The following is a 13,443-nucleotide window of genomic DNA, read 5'->3' as shown; positions in this document are numbered from 1 at the left end:
GGTCTGCGATGGACTTCGGGGTTGTCTTGCAATGTGATCCACCGGCGGCGCGGACCGTACAGCTGGCGAAACTCGCCGAGGCGCATGGCTTCACCCATCTGTGGACCTTCGATTCACACCTGTTGTGGCAGGAGCCCTACGTGCTCTACAGCCAGATCCTGCATGAAACCACGCGGATTGTGGTGGGACCCATGGTCACCAACCCGGCGACGCGGGACTGGACCGTCACCGCGTCACTGTACGCCACCCTCAACGACATGTATGGAAACCGCACGATCTGCGGTATCGGCCGTGGCGATTCGGCGGTGCGGGTGACCGGCGGCGCGCCCACGACGTTGACCACACTGCGCGAATCAATCCACGTCATCAGGGAGCTCGCAAACTCGCGGCCTGTCGAATACCACGGTGCCACCATGCAATTCCCGTGGAGTCGAGGATCTGAACTTGAGGTGTGGGTCGCGGCATACGGCCCCAAGGCGCTCGCCCTGGCTGGTGAGGTAGCCGACGGGTTCATCCTGCAGCTGGCCGATATCGACATCGCACGGTGGATGATCGGTGCGGTGCGTGATGCCGCCGCGGCGGCCGGACGTGATCCCGCGGAGGTGCGGATCTGCGTAGCCGCACCCATGTATGTGGGATCGGACTGGACGCATATGCGCGACCAATGCCGGTGGTTCGGCGGAATGGTAGGCAACCACGTTGCCGACATCGTGTCCAGGTACGGATCCAACGGACAAGTGCCACAGTCTCTTACCGACTACATCAGCGGACGGCAGGGGTACGACTACAACCAGCACGGACGGGCCGGTAATACTCATGCGGAGTTCGTGAGCGATGACATCGTCGATCGCTTCTGCGTGCTCGGTACCGCGGCGGATCACATCTCAAAGTTGTTGGAGCTCAAGGCGCTCGGGGTGGACCAATTCGCCGGATATCTGCAGCACGACAACAAGGAGGAGACGCTGCGGGTGTACGGAGAGACGATCATTCCCGCTCTGTCGCAACACATCACGGCGAAGAGCTGATGACCACAACAGAGGGAGAGCTCACGCCGGTGTCGGCGGTCGGCAGGCTGAGTAACGAAGACCTGGCGCCCACGACGGCCGGACAGGCCACCTGGCGGACCTGGGACATCTTCTGCCTCTGGATGACCTCGGCGCACAGTCTTGGCAGCTACGGATTCGCCGTGGGTATGCTCGCGTTGGGGCTGACGGGCTGGCAGACCATGCTCGCGCTGTTCACCGGGGTACTGGTGCTCTGGGGCGGAAGCAACCTGATCGGGATCGCCGGCCAGCGGCTGGGGGTGCCCTTCCCGGTTTTCGCGCGCGCCACCTTCGGGGTTTTCGGCGCCAACGTGCCTGCACTACTACGCGGGCTGGTAGCCATCTTCTGGTACGGAATCCAGACCTATCTGGCATCCACCGCGGTCATCGTGCTGCTATTGCGGCTGGATCCCGGGCTACGGTCCTGGACCGAGCCGACGTTCCTGGGTTTGCATGCACTGGGATGGGCCGCGTTCCTGACGCTGTGGACCGTGCAGCTGCTGATCCTCAACTACGGCATGGAGATCGTTCGGAAGGCATCCGATGTGGCCGGTCCGGTCGTCTGGATCGGGATGATCGCGCTGGCGATTTGGATGCTGGCCAGTGTGGGTTGGAGCATCGACTTCGGTGCGCGGGTGGGCCCGCCGCTGGCGCCCGGGCCCACGGTGCTCGCATTCATCGGCGTCGCATTCCTGATGGTCGCGTTCATGGCAGGCCCCCTGGTCAACTACGCGGACTTCGCACGCTTTGCCCCGAGTAGACGGGCGATTCTGCGGGGGAACGCACTGGGCATCCCGCTGAACGAGACCGCCTTCGTGGTGATCTCGATCGTCATATCGCTTGCCGCGCTGAAGAAGTACGGCAGTGCGATGACTGATCCCGTGGAGTTGCTCGCCAATATCGACTCCGATGCCATTGTTGTGGTCGCGGCGATTCTCTTCGCCATCGCCACCGTCGGCATCAACGTGGTACTCAACTTCGTGTCCCCGTCCTACGACATCTCCAATGTCGCACCGAAATACATCTCGTTTCGCACCGGGGGCATCATCACGGCGATCCTGTCGGTCGCGGTGCTTCCCTGGAAGATCTGGGGGAACGAGGCCGCCATCGTGTACTTCCTCGGCGGGGTCGGTGCGCTCATGGGTCCGGTGTTCGGAATCCTCGTAGTGGACTACTACCTGCTACGTCGTCAGCGCACCAACACCGCCGACCTGTACTCCGAGTCCACCGAGGGCGCCTACTACTACACCCGCGGGTTCAACCCCGCGGCCCTGATCGCACTGGGAGTTTCCGGCGCGGCGGCGGTCGCCATCGCGCTCGTGCCCTCGGCGCAAAGCCTGACGGCACTTTCGTGGCCGGCTGGAGCGCTCTTGGGGGGCGTGCTGATGTATGGGTTGAGTGTGGGATCGGGCCGGGCTAGCCGTGCAACGCCTTCCTGAGGGCGGCCAGGGAACGATCGCGCTCTTCGGTGGCGGCGGGCACGATATCGGCGTAGCCCAGGTAGCCGTGGATTAGGGTGGACGCGTTGTGCAGCTCCACCGGCACCCCGGCGCCGCTGAGCAGCTCGGCGTACGTGGCGCCGTCGTCGCGCAGCGGATCGAATTGCGCGGTCCCGATGAACGCCGGGGCCAGCCCCTCGAAGCTCTCGGCGCGGGCCGGGACCAGCGTGGGGCCCGCGGTGGCGGGATTGGTGTCCCCGAGATACCACTTACTCAGCCCGGCGACCGCCTTGACATCCAGGACGGGTGCCTCGGCATTCTCGATCATCGACGGCAGCGTCACGTCGAACGTGGTGGCCGGGTACCACAGCACCTGGAAGGCCAGCGGAATGCCGTTATCGCGGGCCAGTTGAGCCAGCACCGCGGACAGGTTTCCGCCGGCGGAATCGCCACCGACGGCAAGGCGATCCGGATCGCCGCCGAACTCCGCGGCGTGCTGGTGCACCCATTGCAGCGCGGCCCAGCAGTCTTCGACCGCCGCCGGGTAGGGATGCTCCGGTGCCAGTCGATAGTCAACCGACACCACCACGGCGTCGGCCTGAACTGCCGCGGCGCGGCCGACCGCGTCGTGGGTATCGAGGTCGCCGATCACCCACCCGCCCCCGTGGATCAGCACAAACACCGGGTGCACTCCGTCCGCGGACGGAGAGTAGATACGTATCGGTATCTCACCTGCGGGGCCCGGGATGGTGCGGTCCTCTACCTTGGCCACCTCGATCCATGGCGGGCGCGCGGTGGCGATCGCGCGATACGCGTCCCGGGAAGCCTGCGGCCCGTCCGGCGAAACGAGCTGAATCGGAACAGCTTCCAGGATCTTGAGGATGATCGGGTCGATGCCGGTTTCGGTGGCGGTCATGCCGTCACTGTAACGGGTGCTGACCTGCGAGTCGGGGGCGTCTGCTAGAACCACCAGGTGACTGCGACGCGGGTGGTGGCCGAGCACGAGCCGGTTGCTCGAGTGCTGCCGCTGCTCACGGTGCCGCATCTGGATCGTGAGTTCGACTATTTGGTGTCCGCCGAGCAATCCGACGACGCCCAGCCCGGAGTGCGGGTGCGGGTGCGGTTCCATGGTCGGCTGGTAGACGCGATCCTGCTGGAACGCCGTTCCGAAAGCGATCACGCGGGCAAGCTCGGGTGGCTGGATCGCGTCGTATCACCGACGCGGGTGCTGACGCCGGATGTGCGCAGGCTCGTTGACGCGGTGGCGGCCCGATACGCGGGAACCCGTGCCGACGTGCTGCGCCTCGCCCTGCCGCCACGTCATGCGCGGGCCGAGAAGGAAACGCGCCCGGCGGCAGCCGATGACTTCGAACCGCCGGTGGTCGACGGTTCGGGCTGGGCTCGTTACCAGCGTGGCGAGGGATTTCTCGAGGCACTCTCGCAGGGCCGGGCCGCACGCGCGGTGTGGCAGGCACTGCCCGGCGAGGCCTGGTGCACTCGCATCGCCGAGGCCGCAGTGGCGGCTCACGGCACCGGCAGGGGGGTGCTCGCAGTCGTCCCGGATCAGCGCGATATCGATGCATTGTCCGCTGAGTGTGTGAAACATATTGGGGCACGGCATGTTATTGCACTCTCGGCGGAACTCGGACCCGCGGAGCGGTACCGGCGCTGGCTGGCGGTACTGCGTGGAGATGCGACCGTGGTGATCGGTACCAGAGCCGCGGTGTTCGCCCCGGTGGCCAATTTGGGTCTGGTGATGGTGTGGGACGACGGCGACGACAATCTCGCCGAACCCCGTTCGCCCTATCCGCACGCCCGTGAGGTGGCCATGCTGCGCGCGCATCAGCTGCGATGCGCGGCGGTGATCGGTGGGTACGCGCGCACCGCCGAGTCGCAGGCACTCGTGGAGAGCCGCTGGGCACACGACCTTGTCGCGGCCCGGCCCGTGGTGCGCAAGGCCTCCGCGCGGATCAGTGCTCTCGACGACAGCGGGTATGCGCAGGAGCGCGATCCGGCGGCACGTTCGGCGCGGCTTCCCATGGTGGTTCTAACGGCCGCGCGCGATGCGTTGAAGCGCGGGCACTCGGTGCTCGTGCAGGTGCCGCGACGTGGATACGTTCCGGCGTTGGCCTGTACGCGGTGCCGCACTGTCGCGCGGTGCCGTCACTGCACCGGCCCGCTGGCATTGGAAGGGCCCGGCGGGCCCTCCAACAATCTCAGCCCCAGCTGCCGATGGTGCGGACGCGTGGATGCCGACCTGCATTGCGTCCGTTGCGGCTCCAGCGCGGTCCGTGCCGTGGTGGTGGGTGCCCGCAGGACGGCCGAGGAACTGGGCAGGGCACTGCCGGGAGTCCCGGTGGTGACATCCGGTGGCGGCGAGGTGCACACCACCGTCACCGGACCGCCAAGCCTGGTGGTGTGCACGCCGGGCGCAGAGCCCTTGACGCCCAACGGGTATGGCGCAGCGTTGCTCTTGGATGCATGGGCACTGCTCGGACGCCAGGACCTACGCGCCGCGGAGGACACGTTGCGGAAGTGGATGGCAGCCGCAGCGTTGGTGCGCGGACATGATGAAGGGGGCGCCGTGGTGGTGGTCGCGGACTCCACACTGCCCACGGTGCAGGCACTCATCCGGTGGGACCCGGTGGGGCATGCCGCCGACGAATTGGCCGCGCGCGCAGAGGTTGGATTGCCGCCGCAGGTGCACATCGCAGCCATCGACGGGCCCGCCGCAGCGGTGGCTGCCCTCGTCGACACCGCGGACCTGCCCGAGGGCGCGGAGCTGTTGGGGCCCGTCGATCTTCCGGTGGGAGCGCGCCGGCCGGCCGGGATATCCGACGGTGTCGAAGTAGTGCGCATGCTGGTACGTGTACCGCGCACAGCCGGGTTGGAGATGGCCGCGGCTTTGCGCCGCGGAGTGGCAACGCTGAGTGCCCGGCGCGACGCGGAACCCGTCAGAGTGCAGATCGACCCGCTGCACGTGGGTTGATCGGGCGAACCTCAGGTGTTAGCGGCAACGAGGGTGGGACCGGCGCTGATGCCCTGGGCGAAGGTCTCGACGATATAGCCGATGAGATCGTCCCGACTAACCGTCCGCGAGGCGCTCCACCAGTTGATCGTCATGAGAACACCGCCAACCGCGAGCCGCGACCAGATCGGAGCCAGCCGTCGCATGTGATCGCCGGGAAACTCGGCCTGCAAATGTTCCTCGGTGACCTGCGCGATGAGGTCGAACACCCCGTGGTCGAGTCGCTCCTGTGCGGTGAGGTCGCGATCGAGCGCGATGTACAGCTCCGGTTCCGCGATGATCCAGTCGACGACGATGTCGGCAAATGCCCGGGTCTGATCGCGTATATCGCCGACCATGCTGTCGCGCCACGAACCGGAGATCAGTCGATCGGCGTGGCGGCGGCTCAATGCCCGCAGCAGGTCCGCCTTGGTGGGAAAGATTGCATAGCAGGCGGACCGGGCGAATCCTGCCTCCCGGGCAACCTCCGCGATGGAGACGGTGCCCCCCGTGTTGTGAATCGCGCGCTCTGCGGCGTCAAGTAGTTCTTCTGCTCGCAGTTTGCGATCATACGGAGCGCCACTCGGCCGGCCTCGTCCTCTGGTAGCCATCAAAATCATGGTATCGGATGTATCCAGACTTAGTGTCGCTCTGCTCGGCGAATCGCGCGCGCGACTCGGGGCCTCGTCTACGGACCTGGGATTCGATGTGGGCGGCGCATCCTTCCTAGACTGACTCGGTGCGCATAGTGTTCGCCGGTACTCCGGCCCCGGCGTTGCCCTCTCTGAGGAGGCTGTTGGCCTCCCGTCACGAGGTGGTCGCGGTACTGACGCGACCCGACGCCCGCGCGGGTAGGGGACGGGCCTCGGCCGCGTCGCCGGTGGCCGAGCTGGCCCGTGAGCATGGGCTGCCCGTGCTCGCGCCGCCGCGGCCCAACGATGCGGAATTCGTCAGTGAGCTCACCGAACTCGCTCCGGACTGCTGCGCGGTGGTCGCCTACGGCGCCCTGCTGAAACCCGAACTACTCGTGGTGCCCACTCACGGCTGGGTGAATCTGCATTTCTCGCTGCTCCCGGCCTGGCGCGGTGCCGCACCCGTACAGGCAGCCATCGCGGCCGGTGATGAGATCACGGGTGCCACGACATTTCTCATCGAGCCCACACTGGACAGCGGGCCCGTCTATGGAGTGGTCACCGAACGGATCATCGCCAGTGATACCGCCGGTGTGCTGTTGGGCCGACTCGCCGAATCCGGTGCGGGGCTTCTTGAATCGACAATGGACGGGATCGACGACGGGGCACTGGTGGCCGTTCCACAGGTGGCCGACGGAGTGAGCGTCGCACCGAAGATCACGGTGGAGCAGGCGCGCATCCGATGGGAGCTCCCTGCCCATGCGATCGATCGCCATATCCGGGCCATGACTCCCGATCCCGGTGCCTGGACAACCATTGGGGATACGCGTATCAAGGTTGGACCGGTGAGAATGGATGTGGACGTGCACGCCGAGGAACTACCGCCCGGAGCCTTCGCGGTCCGCAAGCGTGACGTGCTGGTGGGCACCGGCACCACACCGATCGCGCTCCACGAGGTGCAACCCCAAGGTAAGAAGTTGATGAACGCCGTCGATTGGGCGCGCGGCGCCCGGCTGGACGCGGAGGTGCGCGCACTGTGACTACCCGCCCGCCACGCCGACGGCCCAATCAGGATGCGCGCCCGAAGGAGCGTGCACGCCAGAAGCTCGATCCGGCGCGTCAGGTCGCGCTCGATGTGTTGCGCGCGGTATCGCGCCAGGATGCGTATGCAAATCTGGCCCTGCCCGCGCTGATGCGTGAACGCGGCATCACCGGGCGCGACGCCGCCTTTGCCACCGAACTCACCTATGGAACGTCCAGGGCTCGTGGTCTTCTCGATGCGGTCATAGCGTCGGCCGCGGGTCGAACGATCGACCAGGTTGACGAGGGGCTGCGTGATCCCTTGCGGCTCGGTGCCTACCAACTGCTGCGCACCCGCGTCGAACCACACGCGGCGCTGTCCACCACCGTAGATGCCGTGGCCGTCGAATTCGACCAGGGCAGAGCCGGTTTCGTGAATGCGGTACTGCGGACGATCTCCCGTCGCAGCGAGCAGGAATGGGTCGATGAGCTGGCCCCGCCGGAATCTGACAGGGTCGGCCGACTTGCCTTCGCGACTGCCCACCCACGATGGATCGCTCAGGCGTTCTCCGATGCACTTGGCCCCGCGGCCGGTGAGCTCGACGATGTGCTCGCCAGCGATGATGAGCGTCCCGTGGTTCATCTCGCCGCGCGTCCCGGGTACATCGACGCGGTCACGCTGGCCGACGAGGTGGGCGGCACCGTCGGCCGTTACTCGCCTTATGCGGTGTACCTACCCGGTGGAAATCCGGGTCGGGTGGACTCAGTCCGCGATGGCCTGGCACAGGTGCAGGACGAAGGCAGCCAGCTGGTCGCGCGCGCGACCGCGTTGGCTTCGCTGGACGGGGCCGATGAGCAATGGCTTGACCTGTGCGCAGGGCCCGGCGGCAAGACCGCGCTACTGGGCGCACTGGCGGCCGAGCGTGGAGCGCACGTCACGGCGATCGAGGTCGCTGCCCATCGCGCCGAGTTGGTGGCCACCGCCACGAAAGCCCTGCCGGTGACGGTGCTCACGACGGACGGGCGCGAGAGCGGTTTGGCGGCAGGGTCCTTCGACCGTGTGCTGGTCGACGCCCCGTGCACGGGGCTGGGTGCGCTGCGCCGCCGCCCGGAAGCTCGCTGGCGCCGTCAACCGAGCGACATTCCGGCATTGGTCAAGTTGCAACGCGAGTTGCTTTCCAGCGCCATCGAATTGACTCGGCCGGGTGGCATCGTCGTGTACAGCACGTGTTCGCCGCACTTGGCAGAAACGGTGGGTGTGGTCTCCGATGCGGTGCGGCGCCATCCGGTGACGGCCGAGGACGCCCGCGCGGTGTTCCCCGGTGTGGACGGGCTCGGCGATAGCGATGCGGTGCAGTTGTGGCCGCACCGGCACGGCACCGATGCCATGTTCACCGCCCTCCTGCGCAAACACGTATGATGAGGCACATAAGCTGAACGGCATGTCTCACCGCGCTCCTATGATCGCTCCGTCGATCCTGTCCGCCGATTTCGCACGTCTCGCCGAAGAGATGGCGGCAGTGGAAGGAGCCGACTGGCTGCATGTGGACGTCATGGACGGGCACTTTGTGCCCAATCTGACACTGGGTCTCCCCGTCGTCGACAGCCTCTTGGCCGCAACCGATATCCCGATCGACTGCCATCTGATGATCGACAACCCCGATCGGTGGGCGCCCGGATACGCCGAGGCGGGGGCGCACAATGTCACCTTCCACGCCGAGGCCACGGACAACCCCGTCGCAGTCGCCCGTGACATTCGGGCAGCAGGCGCCAAGGCCGGTCTCAGCATCAAGCCGGGCACACCTCTGGATCCATATCTGGAGGTGCTCAAGGACTTTGACACGCTGTTGGTGATGTCGGTGGAGCCGGGATTCGGCGGGCAATCCTTTATCGCGGGAGTGCTCGACAAGGTGCGCGCGGTGCGTAAGCTAGTCGACTCCGGCGAGCTGACGGTGCTCGTGGAGATTGACGGCGGCATCAATGCCGACACCATCGAGCAGGCCGCCGAGGCCGGCGTCGACTGTTTCGTCGCAGGTTCGGCCGTGTACGGGGCGCAAGATCCTCAGGCGGCGGTGCGGGCGTTGCGTGAGCAAGCTGCCAGGGCGGCAGCACATTTGGCCCGCTGATATGGCCAACCCGATCGGCCTCGACGCCGCCATGGATCTGGCGATCCGAGCCGCAGAGGAAGTCAAGGGCAGCACCTATCCGAACCCGCCTGTCGGCGCGGTGATCCTGGATGCGGCGGGGGTTGTTGCCGGGGTCGGTGGCACCCGCCCGCCCGGGCGGGAACACGCCGAGGTGGTGGCGCTGCGCCAGGCCGCTGATGCCGCGGCAGGCGGTACCGCCGTCGTGACCCTGGAGCCGTGCAATCACCAGGGAAGAACCGGACCTTGTGTGGATGCGCTTGCAGCTGCGGGTGTTTCACGTGTCGTCTACGCAGTCGCCGACCCAAATCCACAGGCGGCCGGGGGAGCGGAGCGCTTGCGTGCGCTGGGTATCGACGTCGTCGATGGCGTAGGTGCCGAGCTGGTCTCGGCAGGAACGCTGCGCGAATGGTTGTACAAACAACGTACCGGTCGTCCCCATGTCACCTGGAAGTACGGCGCCAGTGTCGACGGGCGCAGCGCTGCCGATGACGGCACCAGTCAATGGATCACCAGTGAGCAATCGCGAGCCGACGTGCACCGGCGCCGCGCGTTCGCCGATGCCGTTCTCGTCGGTACCGGCACCGTCTTCGCCGACGATCCGCAGCTCACCGCGCGCACGCCCGAGAACGTGTTGTTTCCCCACCAGCCGCTGCGCGTCGTCATCGGTATGCGCGAGGTCTCCTCGGATGCAAAGGTATTGAATGACGACTCGCACACCATGGTGATCCGCACCCACGACCCGGCCGAGGTGCTTGCCGCGCTGGCGGACCGAACCGACATCTTCCTGGAGGGTGGACCGACGTTGGCCGGGGCCTTCCTGCGAGCCGGTCTTGTGGACAGAATCCTGGCCTACCTGGCCCCAATGCTGTTGGGTGGCAACGTCCCCGCCGTGGAGGACGTGGGCGTCACCACCCTGTCACGCGCGCTGCACTGGGAGTACGACCAGATCGAACGCATGGGACCCGACGTGCTACTGAGCCTCGTTCCCCGCCTTGCGGTGTGAACCGATGAACAGCGCGATCACCGCGCCGATCACACAGACGATTGCCGTGATCGCGAACATCTCGCTGTACATCTCGCTGTAGGCGGTGATGCTGCGGTTCAGGAGCCGCATTTGTAGCTCCATGAAATTCGGCTTTCCGGTCGGCTTGGGTTCCTTGGCGGCCAGCGCATCGAAGTTCTGGTAGAAGCGGTGAATACCCCAACCGCCGAGGGCGGCCATGCCGATGAGCATGCCCGTCATTCGAGCCACCACCACGAGGGCCGAGGCGATGCCGTGCTGAGCGGCGGGCACCACGCGGAGAGCCGCGGATGACAGCGGTCCGATCACCAGGCCCAGACCCACACCGGCGACCACCAGGTCGGTGTCGAGCCGGGGCAGCGTGAAGAGCCCGAAGTTGTGCACGGCATCCAACACATCTACCGGCCAACCGGAGATCAGGTAGTACCCGAACGCGGCGATGAGCAGGCCGACGACGGCGATGATCCGATCGCCGAATCGGGTCGCGAGCCAGCCACCGATCACCGCCCCGATCGGCAGTGCGACAAGGAAGCGGGACAGCAGGAAGACCGCGTCGGCCTTGTTCATCTGCAGCACTCCCTGCCCGAGCAGCTCGATGTTGACCAGTGTCACCATTAACGCCGCACCGGCGGCCAGGGACGCGGCCAACGCCGCGAAGAACGGGCCGAACCGCACGCCTTGTGGCTTGATCAGCCGGGTTTTGGCCCGCGATTCCCAGAGGATGAACGCCAGGAATGCGACCCCGGATCCGATCAGAACCGGCAGGGCCCACTCTGGTAGTGCCGAGACTTTCGGATCGGGGCTGTACAAACCCACCACCAGCAGCGCCAATGCGGCGGCCAGCAGTGCGCCCCCTACGACGTCCACCTTCGGCCGATTCGGGTCGTGCTGGTGCGCGGGCACGCTGAACTGGACCAACACGATGGCGATGATCGCCAACGGCACGTTGACCCAGAAGATGGCGGTCCAGTGGCCGAACAGCCATACGCACAGCACGCCGTACAGGGGGCCGAGCACGCTGCCCAGTTCCTGGGCGGCACCGATACCGCCGAGAACGGTCGCGCGATTGCGTTGCGCCCACAGATCCGCGCCCAGAGCCAGGGTGACCGGAAGCAGCGCGCCACTGGCCACGCCCTGAATGATGCGGCCCGTGACCAGCATCGTCAGGTCGGTGGACAGCGCCGTGACGATCGAACCGATCGCGAAGCCCGCCAGCGCCAGCTGCAGGATGAGACGACGGCCGAATCGGTCGGAGGCCTGTCCCAGCAGTGGCATCGCGGCGATATATCCGAGTAGGTAACCCGTGACGATCGGAGTGACCTGCTGGATGTTGTTAAGCGCGATGCCGACGGTAGTCATGATGTCGGTGAAGACACTGACTACGACGTAGGTGTCCAGGGCGCCCAGGAGCACCGCCAGGCTTCCGGCGCCGATGGCGATGCTGCGATGCCGCAGGGGTAGGGAGGTACCGGGCTCCGTCGCTGTGTGCGTCACAGGGCGGGCTTGTCGACCGTGACCGGCTTGCCCCAGTCGGACAACGACATCTCGATGGTGTTACCCGGCGAGGTGTCGACGCTGATCTTGGTCAGCAGGTGCTTGCCGTCCTTCTGGATCCACGCCTTGGCCGGAATGTCGGCGGTGAGCGTGGTGCCGCTGGTGAAGGTGTTCAAGGCGTCCTTGCTCATCGTTCCGGTCACGAGAACCGAATCGACACCGTCGACGGTCTCGACCTTTTGGGACTTGGCATCGGTGATGTTCGACAGCAGGTTGGCCAGCCCCTTGTTGGGATCCAGGATCAGCCCGATGTCGTAGATGTCCTTGACCGGTCCCATGCTGGAGTACGCGCTGCCGAGCTGCGCGAACAGCTCGCCGTCGACCACGACGAACGGCAGCTCCAGCCCCCCGGTCTTGGCGGTGCCCTTGGCGGCCACGGCGGGTGTGGTGGTCAGATCGCCGGTCAGGTCCGACAGCTTGAGGGTCGGCTTGTCGCCGGTGACCTTGAGCACGATGTGCGTGCTGGTCTGGGTCTTGGTGGTGGCCGCCGATTCGCTGAGCAGCGTGGCGGCCTCGGGCAGGCTGGGGTCGGCCTTCTCGGTCTTGGAGCAGCCGGCCAGGGCGATGGCGGCGACGGCTACGGGGATAACGGCGAGTCGGATGCGGTTGCGCATGGGACCGATCGTAGAGGCTGACCGCGACCACTGGGAGGCTCGCGACACGACGACGTTGCTGGCGATGAAATTGACACCCCAGCAATCCGACGCCATGCTCGTTTGCAGGGCGGGATTGTCAACCGAGGGCTGGTTGTGGTGAAAAACGTGAGCAGAGCACTGGCATGTGGCATGTCCACGGTCGCCGCTGCCGCAGGCATTCTCGTTGCTTTACCTGCGCTTTCGTTCGCCGATCCAGCCTCGGAAACTCAGCCCAAGATTGTCGCTTTCCCGGGCATGTCGATTGTCCAGGGGGATAGCCGTTGCACGCTCGGCTACGTCGATCCGATATCGCGAATCGGTCTGACGGCGGGACATTGCAACGCCACCGGAGCGGTCACCGATCTGGGCGGGAACCGTGTCGGCGAGGTGCTGCTGATGAGCCGGAACCTGCCAACCGGTGGAGCGATCGGCCCCGGCGACGTCGTCTCGGACTACGAGGGCATCACGTTCGCGCCCGGGGTCGAGCTGAGCAGCAAACTGCCCAACGGGGTTGCGCTGCGCATGACCCAGAACGCGGGCCCAGAGCCCGGGCTCCCGGTGTGTCTGATGGGCTCGGTGTCGGGCGAGACGTGCGGCAAGGTCGATGCGATCAACAACGGCTGGTTCACCATGACGGATGTTGGTGGGCAGCACGGTGATTCGGGTGGGCCGGTGTACACCATCACGCAGCCCGGCCAGGCATTGCTGGTCGGCATCTACTCGTTGCGGTGGGGCGGAAAGCCTGCGGCCATGTCATGGTCGGCGATATCCGCACAGATGCAGTCGCAGTTGGTGGCGCAGATTCCGGCTGCCGGGCCGGGTAACGGCGGTCCACCGCTGCCTGCTGTGCCGTCGCCGGGTGCCGCGGCGCCCGCCTCGGCCTAGGCTTCGCCGGCTCATTTCGCATTAGTACAGGGCGCATTGCGTTTTCTATTCTGGTACTGT

Annotated in this window: 12 protein-coding genes; 8 read left to right on the top strand and 4 right to left on the bottom strand. The window is 66.2% G+C overall.

Translation table 11 applies throughout. From position 1 onward, the window contains the following. Positions 1 to 8 precede the first annotated feature (8 nt). Together MSTE_RS13610 and MSTE_RS13605 are read left to right on the top strand one after the other, a co-directional pair. Positions 9 to 1,025: a TIGR03842 family LLM class F420-dependent oxidoreductase gene (locus tag MSTE_RS13610; RefSeq protein ID WP_096501952.1), complete on the top strand. Its 1,017-nt coding sequence runs from the start codon at positions 9 to 11 to the stop codon at positions 1,023 to 1,025. After that, on the top strand, positions 1,025 to 2,482 hold the full coding sequence (locus MSTE_RS13605; protein ID WP_096501950.1) for an NCS1 family nucleobase:cation symporter-1: 1,458 nt from the start codon (positions 1,025 to 1,027) through the stop codon (positions 2,480 to 2,482). Before MSTE_RS13610 ends, MSTE_RS13605 begins: the two co-directional genes overlap by 1 nt. Here MSTE_RS13605 and MSTE_RS13600 read toward each other — a convergent pair. Next, a complete protein-coding gene (locus tag MSTE_RS13600) occupies positions 2,460 to 3,398 on the bottom strand; it encodes an alpha/beta hydrolase (RefSeq protein WP_096505855.1) in 939 nt (312 codons plus the stop codon). The two genes, MSTE_RS13605 and MSTE_RS13600, sit on opposite strands and share 23 nt — an antisense overlap. A gap of 57 nt (positions 3,399 to 3,455) precedes the next feature. Between MSTE_RS13600 and MSTE_RS13595 the strand changes: the two genes are divergently transcribed. Beyond that, positions 3,456 to 5,471, top strand: a complete 2,016-nt coding sequence (locus MSTE_RS13595; RefSeq protein WP_096501948.1) for a primosomal protein N' — start codon at positions 3,456 to 3,458, stop codon at positions 5,469 to 5,471. Between the two features lie 11 nt (positions 5,472 to 5,482). Here the strand turns inward: MSTE_RS13595 and MSTE_RS13590 are convergent, their stop codons facing one another. Beyond that, positions 5,483 to 6,049, bottom strand: coding sequence for a TetR/AcrR family transcriptional regulator (locus MSTE_RS13590; RefSeq protein WP_162291642.1), 567 nt, complete (start codon positions 6,047 to 6,049; stop codon positions 5,483 to 5,485). A 179-nt stretch (positions 6,050 to 6,228) separates the two neighbouring features. Between MSTE_RS13590 and fmt the strand changes: the two genes are divergently transcribed. From fmt to ribD, 4 genes are read left to right on the top strand one after another with little or no spacing between them, the layout of a single operon-like run. Further along, on the top strand, positions 6,229 to 7,161 hold the full coding sequence (gene fmt, locus MSTE_RS13585; protein ID WP_096501946.1) for a methionyl-tRNA formyltransferase: 933 nt from the start codon (positions 6,229 to 6,231) through the stop codon (positions 7,159 to 7,161). Next, positions 7,158 to 8,561 carry an RsmB/NOP family class I SAM-dependent RNA methyltransferase gene (locus tag MSTE_RS13580; protein ID WP_096505851.1) on the top strand — a complete coding sequence of 468 codons (1,404 nt, stop codon included), beginning with the start codon at positions 7,158 to 7,160 and terminating at the stop codon, positions 8,559 to 8,561. The genes fmt and MSTE_RS13580 overlap by 4 nt, the downstream gene beginning before the upstream one ends. Before the next feature lie 40 nt (positions 8,562 to 8,601). Next, on the top strand, positions 8,602 to 9,267 hold the full coding sequence (gene rpe / locus MSTE_RS13575; protein WP_162291425.1) for a ribulose-phosphate 3-epimerase: 666 nt from the start codon (positions 8,602 to 8,604) through the stop codon (positions 9,265 to 9,267). 1 nt (position 9,268) lies between these two features. Further along, positions 9,269 to 10,291 carry a bifunctional diaminohydroxyphosphoribosylaminopyrimidine deaminase/5-amino-6-(5-phosphoribosylamino)uracil reductase RibD gene (gene ribD, locus MSTE_RS13570; RefSeq protein ID WP_096501942.1) on the top strand — a complete coding sequence of 341 codons (1,023 nt, stop codon included), beginning with the start codon at positions 9,269 to 9,271 and terminating at the stop codon, positions 10,289 to 10,291. Here the strand turns inward: ribD and MSTE_RS13565 are convergent. Together MSTE_RS13565 and MSTE_RS13560 are read right to left on the bottom strand one after the other, a co-directional pair. Next, complete coding sequence (locus MSTE_RS13565) at positions 10,259 to 11,803, bottom strand: MFS transporter (RefSeq protein ID WP_096501940.1); 1,545 nt, start codon at positions 11,801 to 11,803, stop codon at positions 10,259 to 10,261. The two genes, ribD and MSTE_RS13565, sit on opposite strands and share 33 nt — an antisense overlap. Continuing rightward, positions 11,800 to 12,477, bottom strand: coding sequence for an LppX_LprAFG lipoprotein (locus tag MSTE_RS13560; RefSeq protein ID WP_096505849.1), 678 nt, complete (start codon positions 12,475 to 12,477; stop codon positions 11,800 to 11,802). The genes MSTE_RS13565 and MSTE_RS13560 overlap by 4 nt, the downstream gene beginning before the upstream one ends. Positions 12,478 to 12,648: 171 nt before the next feature. Between MSTE_RS13560 and MSTE_RS13555 the strand changes: the two genes are divergently transcribed. Continuing rightward, a complete protein-coding gene (locus tag MSTE_RS13555) occupies positions 12,649 to 13,383 on the top strand; it encodes an Rv1815 family serine proteinase (RefSeq protein WP_096501938.1) in 735 nt (244 codons plus the stop codon). The last annotated feature ends 60 nt before the right edge of the window (positions 13,384 to 13,443 follow it).

It is taken from the genome of [Mycobacterium] stephanolepidis, from assembly GCF_002356335.1.
Lineage (GTDB): Bacteria > Actinomycetota > Actinomycetes > Mycobacteriales > Mycobacteriaceae > Mycobacterium > Mycobacterium stephanolepidis.
The sequence above is the reverse complement of the archived record's forward strand: the minus strand, read 5'-3'. Positions and strand labels throughout refer to the sequence as shown.

Excerpts from the sequence above, each read along its gene's own strand:
- MSTE_RS13610 (WP_096501952.1), top strand. The coding sequence starts at position 9 with ATGGACTTCGGGGTTGTCTTGCAATGTGATCCACCGGCGGCGCGGACC.
- MSTE_RS13605 (WP_096501950.1), top strand. The coding sequence starts at position 1,025 with ATGACCACAACAGAGGGAGAGCTCACGCCGGTGTCGGCGGTCGGCAGG.
- MSTE_RS13600 (WP_096505855.1), bottom strand. The coding sequence starts at position 3,398 with ATGACCGCCACCGAAACCGGCATCGACCCGATCATCCTCAAGATCCTG.
- rpe (WP_162291425.1), top strand. The coding sequence starts at position 8,602 with ATGATCGCTCCGTCGATCCTGTCCGCCGATTTCGCACGTCTCGCCGAA.
- ribD (WP_096501942.1), top strand. The coding sequence starts at position 9,269 with ATGGCCAACCCGATCGGCCTCGACGCCGCCATGGATCTGGCGATCCGA.
- MSTE_RS13560 (WP_096505849.1), bottom strand. The coding sequence starts at position 12,477 with ATGCGCAACCGCATCCGACTCGCCGTTATCCCCGTAGCCGTCGCCGCC.
- MSTE_RS13555 (WP_096501938.1), top strand. The coding sequence starts at position 12,649 with ATGTCCACGGTCGCCGCTGCCGCAGGCATTCTCGTTGCTTTACCTGCG.